Here is an 18,386-nt window from a genome sequence, read left to right as displayed (position 1 = left end):
AGCGAGCTTGGCTGTTACTGTAGAACCTATTTTTTAATTTCTTACGTAAGCTTGTATAATCGCGTGTTTGGCATTGGTTGTAGAAGTTACTCGAATGCGATAGCGCTTTACTTGTTCCGGGACAATGAATGTTTCGCCGTAATGGACTGTGAACGGCGCAAAGGCATCGTTAAGCGATTCTACTTGGATTTGCTCGCCTTCCACGAGATTGAGCATATTCACACTGTCATGCGTATCTAAATCGACGTAATCGCTGAACCAGTGACGGTCTGTTTGGATGAACTCTAGTTCGTGAAGCCCGGTGCTTTCTGAATGAACTTTTTCGTCTTTATGCAAGGTTTTGAATTGATTAATAAGGTTTTCTTTTACCCAACTCGTGGAGCGGTCCATCAGCAAGTTAGGTTCCCCGTGGTCGATATGAACGGGGCGCGGCAAGCCATCTAAGCCTTTACGACCCCAGTCCCACAGTTTGAATGTAAAAATATAAGGTGTCGCGCTGATTTCTAATACAACGGTATCGGGACCGCCACAGTGAATCGTTCCTGGTGGTATTAAAAAATGGTCGTGTTTTTTGACGGGGAAAACATTGATGTGCTTTTCGTCTGGGAAGTTGAAATCGCTGTTTTCGGCGCGTCTTAAGTCTTGAATCAGTGCTTCTTTGGTCGTGTCTTCTTTGACGCCAAGATAAATGGTGGATTTCTCGCTTGCTTGTAAAATGTAATAGCTTTCTTCTTGGGTGTAGTGGATGCCGAACTTGTCTTGGGCGTATTCCACAAGGGGATGGACTTGCAAGCTTAAGTTGCCGCCGCCTACAGTGTCTAGGTAGTCGAATCGAATCGGGAATTCGCGTCCGAAGCGACTATGGACTTTTGGGCCCAGGAGTTCATCAGGGAACTGGTGGACAATGTTTGTTGCGGGAACTTCTATTTTTACATTTGCAAAGCTTAAAATAATGCTGTTTTCTTCGGGAACGCCGTCGAATGCCCAGCCGTAATTTTGGACGTTTGGGTCTAGGTTGAATTGCTCTTTCATCCATTGACCGCCCCAGACGCTGGAATCAAAGTAGGGAACGAGGCGGAATGGCTGTTCTGTGAACTGTTTGAGGCCAGCGCGATAAGCGGCACCGGAGATCATTTTTGGCGTGTTTTTGATATTTGTATCTAGTAGGAAGTCGACGCTGTTGTGCAGGCGGTTTTTGAGGCGGTCTGCGATGCGCCATTCGAAAAAGTAGCCGCGTTTGAATTTGCGTAGCGCGTCATCGTCATGGTTGTCAGCTTTCCAGTTGCTCATGTTTTCGTTGCGGAAGCGACATTGGATTTCCCAACGTGTGATGTCGGCGTAAATTAGAATATCGGCTTCTGCTAAAAGCGTTGCGCCAGTGCCGTAGACGACGATTGTTCCGGTGGCTGCTTTTATTTGTTCGCTGTAGTGCGCCACTTTGTCAGGGTCGAAAAATTCGGCTAGTTCGTAGTGGGACATGACGCCAAATACGCGGTCATCGGTTAGTGTGCGCTTGATGAGGGCGTTAATTTCGCTTACTGGAAGTGTGGCGGCGTCGGCTTGGATTGTAAGTTCTGGGTCAAGAAGGGGGACGAGTTGTGTAGCGATTTCGTCGTTGTTTACGCCTGGATAACATTCGATTGCGATAACTGTACGGCCGCTAATTTGTTTTTTTAGAGCTTGGGCAATGTTTTCGTATCCGTTCCAGCCAGTTTCTTGCGTCGTTATTTTTAGTTCTGGTTTTAAGTCGTAGTGGGACATGATTTAAGTTCCTTTCAGTCTTGTAATATCCATAAAACTTCGTAAGGCGCGAGTATTACTTGTCCGGAAATCTGTTGTTCGTTTAGCAGATTCACGCCGTCTGCCGGAATTTCTTTCGTGATTTCGCTGCACGTGACATTAACGATTCCATAAATGCACTCGTCCGCCGATTTTCTTTTCAAAGCAAAAACTTCAGAACCGAGATTCAAAATTTCTTGTTCAGCAAATGGCGAAAATGCTTGATGTGCGCGCCTGATTTGAATCAAATTTGTTAATGATGTAAAGATTTTGTTGCGGTATGGGTCTGATTCAAGTTGGGACACGAGCTGGTTAATTTCTAGTTTTTCACGGTTGATACGGCGGTTAATGCCTGATTTTTCGTAGCCAGCGATGTCGTTTTTGGAGCCTAGCAGGGAATGGTAGTAAATCGCTGGGACACCTTGGAACATAAGTAAAATGCTATGTGCGGCGATGATTTTCTGGATGACGAGTTGGTCTGTTGTGTCTTCTTCGGGGTTCTTTAAGGCCTCGCCGTAGTTGATATTGAGTTCGTAAACAGATTGTGTGCCGTTAGGATTGTCTTTATAGGAAATTTGACCGCCGTTTTGTACTGTTTTTTGAACCAGATTATCGATTTCTTGCTGGGATAGCAGGCCGGTAGCTGGGCGCATGCCGATGCCGTCGTGGCTCGCTAGGAAGTTGAAATATGTCGCTGTTTCTGAAATCGGCGCGATGCTTTTTGCCCAATTGGAAAGCTGTTCGGAATTATGGCAGGTCATTGTGTGCAGTACGAGTGGCGGTAATGGGAACTGGTAGACCATGTTTGCTTCGTTTTCGCCTTTTCCGAAGTAGCTAATATTTTCTTCGTGTGGCACGTTTGTTTCGGTGATAATCTGCAAGTTCGGATAGAGTTCGTCAATTAACAACCGCCAAAGTGAGATGATTTCATGGGTTTGCTCTAAGTGCATACAAGTTGTGCCGGAAGTTTTCCATAAAAATCCGATGGCGTCTAGTCGAATGCTTGTGGCACCCTGGGACGCGTAAAAGAGAAGCACGTCGGTCAGGGCGGCAAGGCAATCAATGTTTTGAACGTTCAAATCTACTTGGTCTTCGCTAAATGTTGTCCAAAGTTCTCTGCCGTTTTCATAGGTGTGAAATAGCGGGGACGTTCTTGGACGGACAACTTTGCTGTAGTCGAATGTCGCATCTTTCTCAATGAAAAAATGGTCGTAGTGCTTGAACCAGTCGCTCGATTTAGAAATGTGATTGGCGACAAAATCAAGCATGACGCGAAAGTCTGTAGACATTGCGCGCACGTCATTCCAGTCGCCGAGTTTTTCATCGATCGTTTTATAATCGGTTACCGAAAAGCCGTCATCGGATGTGTACGGGAAAATTGGCAAGAGATGGACGTCGGTAATGGTGTCTGCAGCGTGTTGATTTAGAAATGTGTGCAATGTTTGTAATGGCGCCTTGTCTTCTTCAAAAATGCTGTCGCCGTAAGCAATAAGATAAATGTTTTTTTCAGATATGGGCGCGATTGGTTTTTTTGAAGCATCGATGTAGGGCTGAATGCATGTGTCTATTTTTTCTAGATAGGATGGTTGATAAGCGTCTTGATAAATCTTTTTTAGTTTTGCTTCTAGTTCTGTACGCAATTTATTTTCCTCCTAGTAACAGTGTAACGAAGCCTTTTGTCGGGATGTGAATGGATTCGTTTTCGATTTTGGCGATTTTTTCTTCGGCTAGTGAAACGAGCCAGTTTGAGTCGCCCAGTGAAGTGGTTAGGCGAACTTTTTCGTCGTTGTCGGTTGGGTTGAATAGGCGGATGACAGTGCCTTCGACGTCCCATGCTTGTTTGCAGGTGCTCATGAAGATGTTTGGATTGTCGATTTCGAAAAGGGATGTGTGTGCTGGCAATTGTTGTACGGGATAATCGATTTCGAAGCGCTCTATCCGTTCTTCAAATGTGTTTAGTGACTGCAATTGATATGTCGCGATATGGCCCTCAAAAGCGTTGGACTGTGCGAAAAGATCGCGTGCGTTTAGCGCCTCATCCTGAACGTAAACGGCGTATTCGAAAATCATTTCTTCAAGCATTTGTCCGTCCGGTGTTGGCACGACTTTGTTATTGATACCTGAAGCTCGGCCGGGACGCCACATTAAATCATCTTTTCCTAACAAGCCATTACTTCTGAAAAGGGTCAGGGCGATTTCCGCTGATTCTGGCAAAATTTCATATTCTTTCATACCGCCAACGAGTAGCGCGAATGTTTTCTCAGCTTCGGATACGGCGACGATGTTTTCTAGCGGATAAATCGGGACTGGTGCTTCAACAAACCCGTCTTTGCGCCAGTTGGTTAAATAAGGATTGGTCACGCTGCGTTTCATCAAGCTGTAGCCTTGATCGGCATAAGAAAACTGAGGTTTCTCGACATTTGTTTTAATTAGCGCTCTGACGCGGTGGTCTTTGACGTGATTATCAACGCGATGGCGAATACGAGCAAATTCCTCCCCATCAATTAACTCAATTTCTGTCAAAATTTCAAAGGATTCTGTGCGGTTTTTCGCGATTCTAGCATCTAAATCTTTTGGGACCGTTGCGCTGTGTTTTAGGGTCATTTTGCTGTATAGGTCGCTTGTTTCAACGGTTTGCAGCTCGGTTGATGTGATATAAATCGTTTCGTCATCGGCGAGTGGCGAGAAGTCAAAGGAATCGCCGGCATCTGCCACATTTTCGAATTGGATAAGGTTTTTAATGCAATTCTGTGTTTTTTTATTCAAAAGATTGATTTTTCCGTCTTCGAATTGGACGCGGATGGTGTCGTTTTCGATTTGGGATGTAGAGGTTGTAGCTAGATAATTCATGGTTGCATCGGTCGGTTTGATTTGCATCGTCGTATATCCTAAAGCAGGAGCCGTCTTGTTTTTCAAGAAAATTTCTGTGCGGTAGTAAGATGGGACGGCAACTTCTTTTTCACCGTTTGCAGTGACAATGATTTTGCGACCGCCATCGAGTTCTTCTTGGTGAACGACGCTAAATGGCACTTCTTCGCCGTTTGCAGTGAGTGTGAAGGCTTTTTCTGCGGTGAACACGACAAGTTTTGCGACGTTTTGTGCGACGATGGGGTTCGTATGGAATAACACCGCGATGTTTTCATTTTCCGAGTCATTGCTAATTGCTTTGGCGATTTGTTTTTTCAAAAGATTAATAAGATCGTCGGTCATCCGCAGAGCACTCGTAAGTCTGACGACAATGTCATGGTTCGCATCATCAGAATTGGAGGCACCGATACCGTTGTGCGCGTGGCTATCAAAGAGTTTCTTCCAAATGATGTCCAGCCAAGGTTGCGGGTATTCCAGCCCAGCGTCTTTGGCGATAACTGCAAGCGGTTCTAAAATATTCACGATTTTGTTTTCGACGATGTAATTCAGTCGTTTTATATCATAACGCTCGGAACGGCACGTGTTGTGAATCCGCGATTTTTGACAAGCAAGTAGTTCGCCGCTAATTTCATTCGGGAAGGGGTCGCCCGCCCACGCATCATTCATAAACGTTTCATAATCAGAAAGCACAAATGTGTAGCCTAAATTCATCGCGTTCAGTTCTTCAATAATTTCAGGAAAGCCTTTGCGGACAAGCACTTGATCGCCGCCAGCCGGCAAAAGTAAGACGTCCGTATGCGTATTCATCGCAGCAAGCTTATCTAAAATAGGCAAAAGCCGCGTCTCAACATAACTTTTTTCACTACTTAAAAATTTCCCAGGGCCGTACCCGAAGAAAATATTATTCGTTGGAATCGACTCGTTATCCGGTGAAATCCAGTTAAAATGAAGGTCCGTTTTCACTTGGTCATTGTAAACGCCGCGTTGGAAAATGCTGTGCGCCATGTTGAAAGACTTATAAATAGCAGGAAGATAGGCATGCTGTCCGAAAATATCAGGCGAGTAACCGATGCTCATACTATGTCCAAACGCTTCACCCATTTTGTAGCCATAAAGCAGGTTGCGAATAACTGCCTCTGTTTTTACTAAAAGGGAATCGGTTTGGGTGTACCAAGGACCAACAAATAGTTTGCGGTCTTGGATAAGTTTTTTCACACGAGCTTTATTTTGCGGACGAATGTCTAAATACCGCTCAATTACAGACATTTGACCGTCAAAGGAATAACTCGTGAACGATTCTTTCGTTTCTAGAACATCAAGTAGATAATCCAGATTTCGAACTAATAAAATATTGGAATCTTCAATCGTAAAATACCATTCGTGATCCCAATGCGAGTGTGCCACAACGTGAACTATTTTGTTTTTATTCATCATACCTAACCTCTTTCAAGTTGCAGGCGCCGTAGATTTGAGCGCCTGCTTGCTTTTTTCGATTTATTTGTTCTTCTTTTCTTTTCTGCGTATTAAACCGTAACGAACGAAAATATTGGCAAAAGTGATAAAGGCAATACCGACGATAAGACCAATCGCATACGCCCAGAAGTTCTCAACAAGCGGCCAACCCCAGATGGCTGGAAGTGGGAGCCATTGAACGGCGCCAAGAGATACAGCTGTTACCGCGCCGAGCGATGCTCCAATCATATTAATCGGAATCGTGATAAGCGGATTTTGCAGCATAAATGGAATCGCACCTTCTCCAATGGCAATAAAACCAAGGAAAATAGAAGTGGTACCTGCTACGCGCAAATTCTCATCGAACACGCGACGTTTCACGATATATTTATCTAAAACAGTTGCCAAACCAATACCGATTGGCGGAATAACAATAGCTAAAACACGAGCTGTTAGTGGGAAAATACCGTCTGCAGCAAGGCCAATCGCAATGGCTCCAGCGGCTTTGTTGACCGGTCCGCCTAAATCAAACGCTGTGAGACAGGCAATAATAGTGGAAAGTACAACATCACTAGCGTCTTTGTTTTGGATAATAAGGTCTTGTAGCCAAGCATTTAAGCCACCGAATACAGGATCAACCACATAATAATTAGCGAAGAAAATGACGAGAACGGTTATTCCTGGAATGAGAAACATCGGTTTCATGGCTTGCAAATTTTTGTGCAAGTGGATTTTTTCGTTTAGGAATTTAGCGACGAATCCAGCGACAATACCGAGAATCAGAGCACCAAAGAAGCCAGACGGAATCCCGCCATCAACGCCCCAAAGCGTGTAGTGCAAACCAGCAGCAAAAGCGCCACCGATAAAACCAGGGGCAAGTCCAGGACGATCCGCAATCGAATACGCTAGGAAGGCCGCAAAAACAGGATACATGAATTTCATAATCATATTTCCGTATAGACCGAGATAATGAAAAATAACAACGAGATGATTAGAGTTAGTTGCAAATTCTGGATTCGCGATGACTTTTTGCAGGCCGAATGCTGCTGCGCCAAGTTGGGCAATCCCAATCATCAAACCTCCAGCGACGATAACGGGAAGCATGTACGAAATCCCTGTGAGAACGCCACGATAAATTTGTGAGAAGAAACTGCTTTTGCCATTGTCAGAAGAGGTTCCGCCATTATCGTCCGCGCTAACACGACCATCAGGTTTGCTTAGTACGGTTTCAATCATTTCCTTCCCATTTCGAAGTGGGTCGGCAACACGCCGTTGAATAAAAGGCATGCCGTTAAAGCGATGTTTGTCTTTAGCCGCAATATCTGTCGCGAAAATAACAGCTTCCGCGCCTTGTAAAACTTCGGGTGTAATGCGGTTTTCAATACCATTCGCGCCTTGTTTTTCGACGATGACTTGGATGCCGAGCTCCTTCCCAGCTTTTTCGAGGGCTTCTGCGGCCATATATGTGTGGGCAATACCCGCCGCGCATGCTGTAATCGCAACGATTTTTCTTGAATATTCTTGTTCGGTACTTTCTTCTTGTGCACTATCTAGGACGTTCATAAATTCAGTGACACTCGCTGCTTGTTGGATGTTCGTAATAAATGATTCATCGAGTAACCGCTTACTTAATTCTGCTAAAAGTTCTAAATGCGTAGACCCGGCTTCCGCTTCTGGAATGGCAAGCAAAAAGATGTATTTCACTTTGTTCGCAGGATCAATACTCTTCCAGTTCTCGATAGGCTGGTTCAGTCGTGCAAAAGCAAATGCAGCTTTTTGAACGGCTTTCGATTTACCGTGTGGAATGGCAAAACCTTTTTCTAAGCCTGTTTCAGAGATTTCTTCACGTTCTAAAACGGCATTTTTGAATTCCGCTTTATCATTTACAGCGCCTTGTTTATACAAAGCATCAATTAAAGCATCGAAAACTTCTTCTTTCGTACGCCAGTCTTGATTTAAAAAGACGAGTTGTTCCGATGTTATTTGGCTCAATTTCAACGCTATCCGCTCCTTTATTTGCAATCGTTTACCTAGGTTGCTTTTACTATATCATATTTAATTTTGATAAAAGTACGAAAAACGTACAATTGTACGGCAGATGTATCCGTTTTCTTTCAATTCATGTATACTAAGTTGTAGGGAATTGAATATATGGAGGGGTAATCATGTCGTCCATCTCGCTTTACCGGTTATTTGCAAAGAAAATTGAGCTTTTAAGCCCAGCAGAAAAACAAGTTTTTTTCTATATTGATAATCATATTTCTGACGTTGAGAAGATGACACTCGTCTCGCTAGCTGAAACAACGAATGTTAGTACAACAACAGTGATTCGAATGTGCCACAAACTCAAGCTATCAGGTTTTTCCGAACTTAAGTTTCTACTTCAACCTTCGAAAGCCGAGCCAGAAAATCATTCGGAAGACTACGCGCTGACTTTTTTAGAAACGATTCGTTCAGGTGTAGGGCAGCTTCCGAGGAGAGAAATTGAGCAGTTGTCTACGCGAATTGTCTACGCGTCTAAGATTTATATCGCTTGCCTTGGCATGACAAAAACACTCGGTGAATATTTTTCGAAAAGCCTTGTGACATCTAAGAAAAATGTGGTGTTTACGTACGATTCGTTTATTATTGATATTCTCCCTCAAATTGTGGAGAGGGATGATTTGATTATTATTATTTCGGAGAGTGGTAATACCGCGAATACGCTCTCGCTGGCGGAACATTTGAAGTATAATTTGTCGAATGTGGTGGCAATAGTGAACAATCCGAACGCACTTATTTCGCAATATGTGGAAACAGTGATTTACGCTTCGAGCGAGGAATTTGACGAAGATGTATTCAAGCATCATCATGCGCCGTTGTTAATTGTCATCGATTTGATTTTGAATATTTTCGAAAAAAAGAAATAAGCGGTGGACAAATAGCTACAAACCTAGTATTATGAAATCATATTAGAAACGAAAAGAGGTGAGGAATCCATGAAATTCTCAATAGCGCGTTTGAAGTTAGTAAGTAATTTATGCAGTATCATCCGTGCAGTTTTTTCCATTATGTCAGTTACAGGGTACAAGTCTGCCCAATTTCAGTAACTGAATATCGGAAAATAAGAGAAGCATGGATTCCCACGTTGAAATAAAGAAGATAAGAAGCTTGGGCATTTGTCTCGAATTCTGAAGTAAGGCGTTTTGTAACGGTTTATTTGTCAGGGTGTCGAGAAGTTGCTCAAGCTTCTTTGTTGTACAAAAAAATCATTGTTTCACGTGAAACATCGGTATGCTGAAAGCCCGTGTGGCATTGTATTGCGGTTGAAATGCTTCTCGGATAATGAAGAGGAGTAGAAATTATGACGATTGTAGCTTTAAATAATGTAACGAAACGGTTTACAGGTGATTTAATTTTAGAGAAAATTAGTTTGCAAGTGGAAGAGGGCGAGCGGATTGGCTTAATTGGGCGCAATGGAGAAGGTAAAAGCACGATTTTGAAAATTATCGCCCGGCTTGAGACAGTCGATGACGGGATTGTTTCGGTGAAAAGAAGCGCAACGGTAGGGTTATTAAATCAAATGCCTAATGTGTCGGGAAATGCTATTGTTCGGGATTATTTACGGACGGCATTTGCTGATGTGCTAGCGTTGCAGGCCGAGTTAACAGAGCTTGAACAGCGGATGACGACGGATATGAGCGAGAGGATGTTGGCACAATATGGCGAGAAACAGGCGCGATTCATTGATTTAGGAGGCTATAATTTAGATACGAATATGGATAAAATTTTGCATGGGCTAGGAATTCCGCATCTAGCCGAGAAGGTCTGGGAACAGCTTAGTGGTGGGGAACGAACGAAGGTGTCGCTTGCCAAAATGTTGTTAGAAGAGCCGGATTTGTTGCTGCTGGATGAACCGACGAATCATTTGGATTTGCAAGCCGTAGATTGGTTGACGCAGTTTTTGCGGGCGTATAAAGGGACGGTTCTTGTGGTATCGCATGATCGCTATTTTTTAGATGAGGTTGTGCAAAAAATTGTTGAACTGGAAAACAAAGAATTGATTACGTATCACACGAATTTCTCGGGGTATTTAGTGGAGCGGGAAGAACGATTGCTGAAGGAGTTCCGCGATTACAAGGATCAACAAAAGAAAATCAAAAAGATGCAGCAAGCGATAAAAAGACTGCGGCAATGGGCGATGGAGGCAAACCCACCGAATGATGCGTTGTTCCGGCGTGCGAAAAACATGGAGAAGGCGCTAGCTCGCATTGATGTACTGAAAAAACCAGCATTGGAACAGAAAAACATGCGTTTAGAGTTTGAAGAATCGAAGCGTAGTGGGGAAGATGTCGTGATTTTTGATGCGGTTTGGAAGCAGTTCGGGGATCGTGTATTGTTCGATGGGCTTGATTGTCATATTAGGCAGAAAGAGCGGGTCGCGATTGTCGGCAATAACGGCGCGGGGAAATCGACGTTTCTTAAGATGGTGCTTGGCGAGGTTGCTCCGGATGTTGGAACGGTGCATGTTGGGCCGAGCGTTGACATTGCTTACTTATCGCAACATATGGATGTCGGCGATGAGAATCAGACGGTGTTGGAGGCGTTTCGTGATAAGGTCGCTGTTGTGGAAGGGGACGCGAGGCATATGCTGGCAACGTTTTTGTTCTACGGTGAAATGGTGTTCCGCAAAGTAGCGAATTTGAGTGGTGGCGAGCGGATGCGGCTTAGTTTGGCGCAGTTCATGAATCAGCCGGTAAATACGTTGTTGCTGGATGAGCCGACGAATCATTTAGATATCGCATCACGGGAAGTGCTGGAGGAAGCACTACGGAATTTTGAGGGGACGATTATTACGATTTCACATGATCGTTTCTTCATGAATCAGATTTGTGATCGCACACTTTGGTTAGAGAATGGGGAAATAGTGTCGTATGGCGGAAATTATTCGTACGCATCGGAAAAACGAAAAGCGATTGTTTCACGTGAAACATAGGGTCTATATACCTATTGCGAAATACTGTGAAAACAGACGCAAACTCCTTTCATATCAAAATAAGACTGGTTATTTATGCAGGCTAGTGTAAAAGTCAAATTCGTTCAGAAAAAACTGATAATTATCGAACTCTTGACATAAGTCGATATTTCTTGTAGCATTTATACAATTAGCAAAATCTATCGGCGAATCGGACGGTGGTTTCGGAGTAGTTTTTTCTATAGAAGGCTCTGGGGTTTCGAATGTGATGCCAAACTAAATTTAAGGAGTGTTGCGACCCATGTGGGAGACTAAGTTTGCAAAAGAAGGTCTTACTTTTGATGATGTATTGTTGGTACCGGCTAAATCGGATGTACTGCCAAATGAAGTGAGTTTGAAAGTGGAAATGACGCCAACACTTAAGTTGAATGTGCCGATTTTCAGTGCAGGTATGGATACGATTACGGAGGCGAAAATGGCGATTGCGATTGCGCGCCAAGGTGGTATCGGGGTTATCCATAAGAATATGACAGCAGATCAACAAGCAGAAGAGATTGAGAAGGTGAAACGCTCGGAAAGTGGTGTTATCATCGATCCTTTCTATTTAACGCCAGATCATAAAGTATTTGACGCGGAGCATTTGATGGCGAAATATCGTATTTCAGGTGTGCCGATTGTTAATAATGAAGAAGATCGTATTCTTGTTGGGATTTTGACCAATCGTGATTTGCGTTTCATTACAGACTATTCGATCGTGATTTCGGACGTGATGACGAAAGATAACCTTGTCACAGCGCCAGTTGGCACGACCTTAAAGCAAGCTGAGAACATCCTACAAAAGCACCGCATTGAAAAGCTTCCACTCGTGGATGATAATGGTGTTTTAAAAGGTCTCATTACAATTAAAGATATTGAAAAAGTGATTGAGTTCCCGAATTCGGCGAAAGATTCTCACGGTCGTTTGCTTGTTGCAGCGGCAGTTGGCGTGACACATGATACGCTAAATCGTGCGGAGAAACTGATTAAAGCTGGTGCTGATGCTATCGTTATTGATACGGCACACGGGCATTCTCAAGGTGTTTTAAATAAAATTGCCGAAATTCGTGCAGCATTCCCAGATGTTAATATCGTGGCGGGAAATGTGGCGACGGCGGCGGCTACGCGTGAACTTTTTGATGTTGGTGTAGATATCGTGAAGGTTGGTATTGGACCTGGTTCGATTTGTACAACACGTGTTGTTGCTGGTGTTGGGGTTCCTCAAATTACAGCGATTTATGATTGTGCGACAGTAGCTCGCGAGTACGGCAAAACAATTATTGCAGATGGCGGAATCAAGTATTCTGGTGACATCGTGAAGGCACTTGCCTCTGGTGGTCATGCGGTTATGCTTGGTAGTATGTTTGCTGGAACGGATGAAAGCCCTGGTGAAACAGAGATTTTCCAAGGTCGTCGCTTCAAAACGTATCGTGGTATGGGAAGCTTAGCTGCGATGGAAAAAGGTTCTAAAGATCGTTATTTCCAAGCAGATGCGAAGAAACTAGTTCCAGAAGGTATCGAAGGTCGCGTTCCTTACAAAGGTTCCGTTGCCGACGTACTTTTCCAACTAATCGGTGGTATTCGTTCTGGTATGGGTTACTGCGGTGCGCCTGATTTACGTCATTTACGTGAAGAAGCACAGTTCATTCGTATGACTGGTGCGGGTTTACGTGAGTCGCATCCACATGACGTACAAATTACAAAAGAAGCGCCAAACTATAGTATTTCCTAAATAAAGTGAGACTGTTTACACTTCGGTGTAGGCAGTTTTTTTATGCCAATTGATAAAATTCATAATTTCGACAAACAAAAACATACTAAATGTAAAAAAGTCTAGCATATTTAACCCTAACTCGCTATGAATATCGAATATATTCGTATAATTAACAGATTATTCATTCACAAAAACAATATTTATGTATAAAACATCACGTTTTTATAGTGAATTAGTATAATATTTAACTGTTTTTGGAATAAAATTCAGAGGCCGGAAACCCTTGTCAATCCCTTCTTTGCAACATGAATATTGGTGTGATAGAATTTGAAATCGTAAACAAGAAATACCAAAAATAAGGAAATTATTAAGGAGGCGTCATAATTTTTTCGTGTATAAATATAAGTAGTGGTTTATATTTAACGCGCCTAAAAACGATTCTATCAACAATACAAAAGACGGGGAGACAAGCAATGAAAAATAAACAAAAATATTTAATCGTATTGATGACTTTAGTAATGATTTTGCAGTTGGTTAGTTCGGTGATTATTTCGCCAAGAGCTGCTGCTGCGCCTAGTTCTACGGATAGTATTAAAACATCGATTTCAGTACCAACGGGTGAAATTTCAAACCGTGAGAGTGTGACACTGCAAATCAATATTTCAGGAAGTGCGGGTGCTTTTACGGCGGCAAATGGGGACGTGAAGGTGACGATTCCTAAAGATATCGTGTATGATGCTTCTGATTTCACGACGAAATTGGCTGTTCCGCTACCTTTTAAACTGGAAAATGTGACGACGGATGCAGACAATTATATTTTGTCTTTTTCTGTGGATACTTCTTTGATTGATTCGAATGATGCTTTTAATGGTATTTTCCAAGTGAAGTTTGGTGCACCGATTTTGACGATTGGTGATGTGCATCACGATACGCAAACATTTACAGTGGCTTATGCGGGGAAAAACGATGCAGTGACAGCTGATGTTGTGAAGCGAAATCCGATTGTTAGATCTGTTTTTGATAAATGGTATAAAGGTGATTTGGATGAGAACAGTGTGGCGATTTTAAATACGAAAACGCCGACGAATAACAGATTTCAGCTAGTTGTGAACTATAGACAAGCGCAGCTAAATGATGTTGTTGTGTCAGATACGTTGCCAGAAGGTACGTCATTAATCGCATCCAATACGAATTCTGCGATTACTGGGGACAAAATGACAGTGGATAATATTCGGATTTTGAAGGCGAAGACATTCGATGCGGATGGCACTGCTACTAGCTTTGAATATGTGACGGATAAGTTTGCTGATAAAATTAGTTATGATGCTAGTACGCGACATTTTGAAGTAGTTTTAGGGGATGTGGCGCCTACTGATACTTATTTTATTGAATATGCGTTGGATGTTGATGATGTGAATATGAGCAACCAGGTTAATACTGCGACTTTCACGGCTTCGAATATGGCTACGATTACGAAGGTTTTCCCAGTGAAAGTGAGCGATTACTACGGAACTAGTTATGTTCTAAGCAAGAGCGTGGATAAGCAAGTAATTAACTATGATGAAAATACATTGACTTACACGCTAAAATTGGCGCTGCTTGATGGTGCGGATATTCCTGCGGGAACGGTGATTACAGACCCGCTTGATTCGAAAATTCATGTGACATCGATTCTTGATTATGATAAAACGCGCTTCGATATTAAAGCCGAAGATGGCAAAGTGACGATTACGACGCTGGTTGATATTGTGAAAGATGATTCGGTGCAGTGGAGCTTCCAAGCCGATGTGGAGAAATTGAAGGTTGGCGAGAGCTTGCCGAACTCGGCGTACATGGAAGTGTATAATAATACGATTCAGTCCAATTCGGTGACGACGAAGAAATATGACGGCCGTATTGAGATTGTGAAGGCGGATAATTTCGGGAAACCTGTTGCGGGTGCGGAATATCAAGTGAAAGATAGCACGGGTGCTGTTGTTTTCCAAGGTACGACGGGTGCGGACGGTAAACTTGTGACGAGTGCGATGAATTTAGGAACGTACACGGTGACGGAAATTGTGGCTCCGGAAGGGTATGTTTTGGATAGCACGCCGATTACTGTTGTGGTTTCGGATAGTGATAAGACGCCGATTGTGACGCAGACGATGAATAAACTGCAAACGGGTTCGGTGGAATTGACGAAAGTCGATAGCGCGGATCATAAAATCGTGTTAGACGGTGCGAAGTTCAGTCTTCTGAATGAGACGGGGGCTGTGTTGCAGAGCGATTTGACGACGGGTAAGGACGGCAAGCTGGTCGTTTCGGGATTGAATCCTGGGAAGTATAGCTTGGTTGAGACGGCCGCGCCGAGTGGTTATGTGCTAGATAAGACGCCGGTTGCTTTTGAGATTGTGAAGGGTGCGAATACGACGCCGGTGCGTGTGGAGAAAGACAATACGTTGAAAACTGGTTCGGTTGAGCTGACGAAGGTGGACAGTGTGGACCATGATATCGTGTTGGACGGTGCTGTGTTTAGTCTGCTAGATGAGACGGGTGCTGTGTTGCAGGAAGGTTTGACGACGGATGCTGATGGTAAGCTGGTCGTTGCGGACTTGAAGCCAGGGAAGTATAGTCTAGTTGAGACGGATGCGCCAGAGGGTTATGTGCTGGATAAGACGCCAGTTGCTTTTGAGATTGTGAAGGGTGCGAATACGACGCCGGTGCGTGTGGAGAAAGCTAATACGCTGAAAACTGGTTCGGTTGAGCTGACGAAAGTGGACAGTGTGAATCATGATACGGTTTTAGAAGGGGCTGTTTTTAGTCTTTTAGATGAGACGGGAGCCGTGTTGCAGGAAGGTTTGACGACGGATAAGGATGGTAAGTTGGTCGTTGCGGACTTGAAGCCAGGGAAGTATAGTCTAGTTGAGACGGCCGCGCCAGAGGGTTATGTGCTGGACGAAACGCCGGTTGCTTTTGAAATCGTGAAGGGTGCGAACACAGAGCCAGTTCGTGTGGAAAAAGATAATACGCTGAAAACGGGTTCGGTTGAATTGACGAAAGTGGATAGCGCGAATCATGATGTCGTTTTGGAAGGTGCTGTTTTCAGTCTGCTAGATGAAACGGGAGCAGTTTTGCAAACGGGATTGACAACGGATGCTGATGGTAAACTTGTTGTTTCGGATTTGAAACCAGGGACGTATCGTTTTGTCGAGACAGCGGCGCCAGCAGGCTATGTTTTGGATGATTCGCCTGTTACTTTTGAAATTTTGAAGGGTGAGAATAGCGAGCCGGTTCGTGTGGAGAAGGAAAATACGATGACTCCTAAGCCTGTGCCACCGCTAGATCCGGTTAATCCAGTTACGCCGGTTGACCCGGTAGCGCCAATTACACCGAATGATCCGAACAGTCCAGTGAAGCCTGTTACACCGCCAGCGCCAGTGGTTCCTGCGGATGTAACGCCAGTTCCAGATAGCAATTTACCGCTTACTGGTGATGAACTTCCTCTTGATTTTGTCGGTCTTGGGTTATTGCTAATCGCGATGGGCTCCATATTCTTATATAGAACGAAGAAAACAAGATAAAACATGAGGGTATCAGTGAATGAATTTTTGCTGGTACTCTTTTTTGTTGCGAAATAGTGCTTGAAAATGGTGTTTTGCTAGGTTGGAAGGTCTTGAAAAAACGTATTTGGCGAAAAGCCTTCTTTTGTTTTGCGAAAAACGGTATACTAGAGAGATAGAAAATGTTTGTACGGGACATAAAGGTAGGTGTTGGTAAGTGATTGAACAATATTGGAGCAGATCACAGCAGGTTTTGCAGGAGAGTTTCGGGTACTCGACGTTTCGGGATGGGCAAGAGGATGTGTTGCGGAACTTATTTGCGCGTAAGGATACGTTAGCGATTATGCCAACGGGAGGCGGGAAGTCGCTTTGTTATCAGATTCCTGCGCTTGTTTTGGATGGGCTGACGATTGTGGTTTCGCCGCTGATTTCATTGATGAAAGATCAGGTCGACGCGCTGAATGAGCAGGGGATTGCGGCGACTTATATTAATAGTACGTTGACGGGAAATGAGATTGATAATCGGCTCTGGGATGCGGAAAATGGGGCGGTAAAATTGCTTTATGTGGCTCCGGAGCGTTTGGATACGGCGAGCTTTCAGCGATTGGTGGATACGACGGATATTGCGTTGTTTGCCATTGACGAGGCGCATTGTATTTCGCATTGGGGGCATGATTTCCGTCCGAGTTACTTGACGCTGTGCGATACGCTGGATCGGATTCATCCGCGTCCGCTAATTATTGCGTTAACGGCAACGGCGACGCCGACGGTTTCGGAAGATATTATGAAACTACTCGATATTAATTCGGAAAACATTGTGCAGACTGGTTTTGCACGGGAGAATTTAGCGTTTCAGGTTGTGAAAGGTCAAGACCGCGATCGTTATTTGCTCGATTATGTGAAAACGAACGGTGAACAGTCGGGAATCGTGTATGCAGCGACGCGTAAAGAGGTTGAGCGGCTATATGAGATGCTGACGAAGCAAGGGATTCCGACGGGGAAATATCATGGCGGGATGTCTGATAATCAGCGGAATGATTGGCAGGAGAAGTTTCTATATGATGATGTGCGCGTGATGGTGGCGACGAATGCGTTTGGTATGGGGATTAATAAATCCAATGTGCGATACGTGATTCATTATAATTTACCGCGAAATATTGAGGCGTACTATCAGGAAGCAGGACGTGCTGGGCGTGACGGTGTCGCGAGTGATTGTATTTTGCTTTTCGGCCCGCAAGACACGCATATTCAGCATTTCTTGATTGATCAGTCGGAAATGGACGAGGAACGCAAACAACATGAGTATGCCAAACTTCGCCAAATGGCGGGCTACGGCTACACGGAAATTTGTTTGCAGAAATACATTGTGCAATATTTCGGCGAGGAAGGCGAGAACTGTGGACGTTGCGGGAACTGTCTAGACACGCGGGAAGCGCAAGATATTACCGTGGAAGCCCAACAAGTTTTTTCCTGTGTTAAACGAATGCAAGAACGATTCGGCAAGGTGATGGTTGCCAAAGTTTTGACAGGTTCTAAAGATCAGAAAGTGCAGCAGTGGCATTTCGAGGAGCTTTCGACGCATGGTTTGATGAAAGACCGCTCGCAAAAAGATGTTTTGCAACTGATTGATTATTTGGCGGCTGAGAAGTATTTGAGTTACACGGACAGCCAGTTCCCGTCGTTGAAATTGACGAATGAGGCGGTGGCAGTTTTGCGGGGGAAAGAGAAAGTGACGCGGAAAACCGCCCGCAAAGTTACGAAAGTGGTGATTAATGTCGATGAAGGTTTGTTCGGCGAATTGCGTGAGGTGCGCCGTGAACTCGCTTCCAGACACAAAGTGCCGCCATATATCATCTTCTCCGACGAAACATTGCGCCAAATGTGCGAGTATTTACCGCAAGACGAAGACGCATTGCTCGAAATTAAAGGCGTCGGCATGAATAAATTAGAGAAGTACGGCGCGGAATTCTTAGCTGTATTGCAAGAACAGGCGTAAAGAAAAAGCAGTATTTGGGCGTGATTTAAAACCCAGGTACTGCTTTTA

The 18,386-nt window shown here is 44.0% G+C and carries 9 protein-coding genes; 5 read left to right on the top strand and 4 right to left on the bottom strand.

The window, feature by feature from the left end; translation table 11 throughout:
• Positions 1–33: 33 nt before the first annotated feature.
• From EP57_RS05050 to EP57_RS05035, 4 genes are all read right to left on the bottom strand, one after another.
• Positions 34–1,761 (bottom strand): class I mannose-6-phosphate isomerase, encoded by a 1,728-nt coding sequence (locus tag EP57_RS05050; protein WP_036084746.1) that lies wholly within the window; start codon positions 1,759–1,761, stop codon positions 34–36.
• A gap of 14 nt (positions 1,762–1,775) precedes the next feature.
• Entirely contained in the window at positions 1,776–3,419 is a 1,644-nt protein-coding gene (locus tag EP57_RS05045; protein ID WP_036084744.1) for a sugar phosphorylase, read from the bottom strand.
• Position 3,420: 1 nt separating this feature from the next.
• Positions 3,421–6,078 (bottom strand): glycoside hydrolase family 38 N-terminal domain-containing protein, encoded by a 2,658-nt coding sequence (locus EP57_RS05040; protein ID WP_036084742.1) that lies wholly within the window; start codon positions 6,076–6,078, stop codon positions 3,421–3,423.
• Positions 6,079–6,141: 63 nt separating this feature from the next.
• Complete coding sequence (locus EP57_RS05035) at positions 6,142–8,097, bottom strand: fructose-specific PTS transporter subunit EIIC (protein WP_036084741.1); 1,956 nt, start codon at positions 8,095–8,097, stop codon at positions 6,142–6,144.
• A gap of 167 nt (positions 8,098–8,264) precedes the next feature.
• On the opposite strand from EP57_RS05035, the gene EP57_RS05030 reads away from it, so the two are divergent.
• The 5 genes from EP57_RS05030 (at position 8,265) to recQ (ending at position 18,338) form a co-directional block, all read left to right on the top strand.
• Positions 8,265–9,008 (top strand): MurR/RpiR family transcriptional regulator, encoded by a 744-nt coding sequence (locus EP57_RS05030; protein WP_036084738.1) that lies wholly within the window; start codon positions 8,265–8,267, stop codon positions 9,006–9,008.
• Between the two features lie 434 nt (positions 9,009–9,442).
• Complete coding sequence (gene abc-f, locus EP57_RS05025) at positions 9,443–11,074, top strand: ribosomal protection-like ABC-F family protein (RefSeq protein WP_036084736.1); 1,632 nt, start codon at positions 9,443–9,445, stop codon at positions 11,072–11,074.
• 280 nt (positions 11,075–11,354) lie between these two features.
• Positions 11,355–12,821 (top strand): IMP dehydrogenase, encoded by a 1,467-nt coding sequence (gene guaB, locus EP57_RS05020; RefSeq protein WP_036084734.1) that lies wholly within the window; start codon positions 11,355–11,357, stop codon positions 12,819–12,821.
• Between the two features lie 455 nt (positions 12,822–13,276).
• A complete protein-coding gene (locus EP57_RS05015; protein ID WP_052167569.1) occupies positions 13,277–16,363 on the top strand; it encodes a SpaA isopeptide-forming pilin-related protein in 3,087 nt (1,028 codons plus the stop codon).
• A 196-nt stretch (positions 16,364–16,559) separates the two neighbouring features.
• On the top strand, positions 16,560–18,338 hold the full coding sequence (recQ, locus tag EP57_RS05010) for a DNA helicase RecQ (RefSeq protein WP_036084733.1): 1,779 nt from the start codon (positions 16,560–16,562) through the stop codon (positions 18,336–18,338).
• The last annotated feature ends 48 nt before the right edge of the window (positions 18,339–18,386 follow it).

It is taken from the genome of Listeria booriae, from assembly GCF_000766865.1.
Taxonomy (GTDB): Bacteria; Bacillota; Bacilli; order Lactobacillales; family Listeriaceae; genus Listeria_A; species Listeria_A booriae.
The sequence above is the reverse complement of the archived record's forward strand: the minus strand, read 5'-3'. Positions and strand labels throughout refer to the sequence as shown.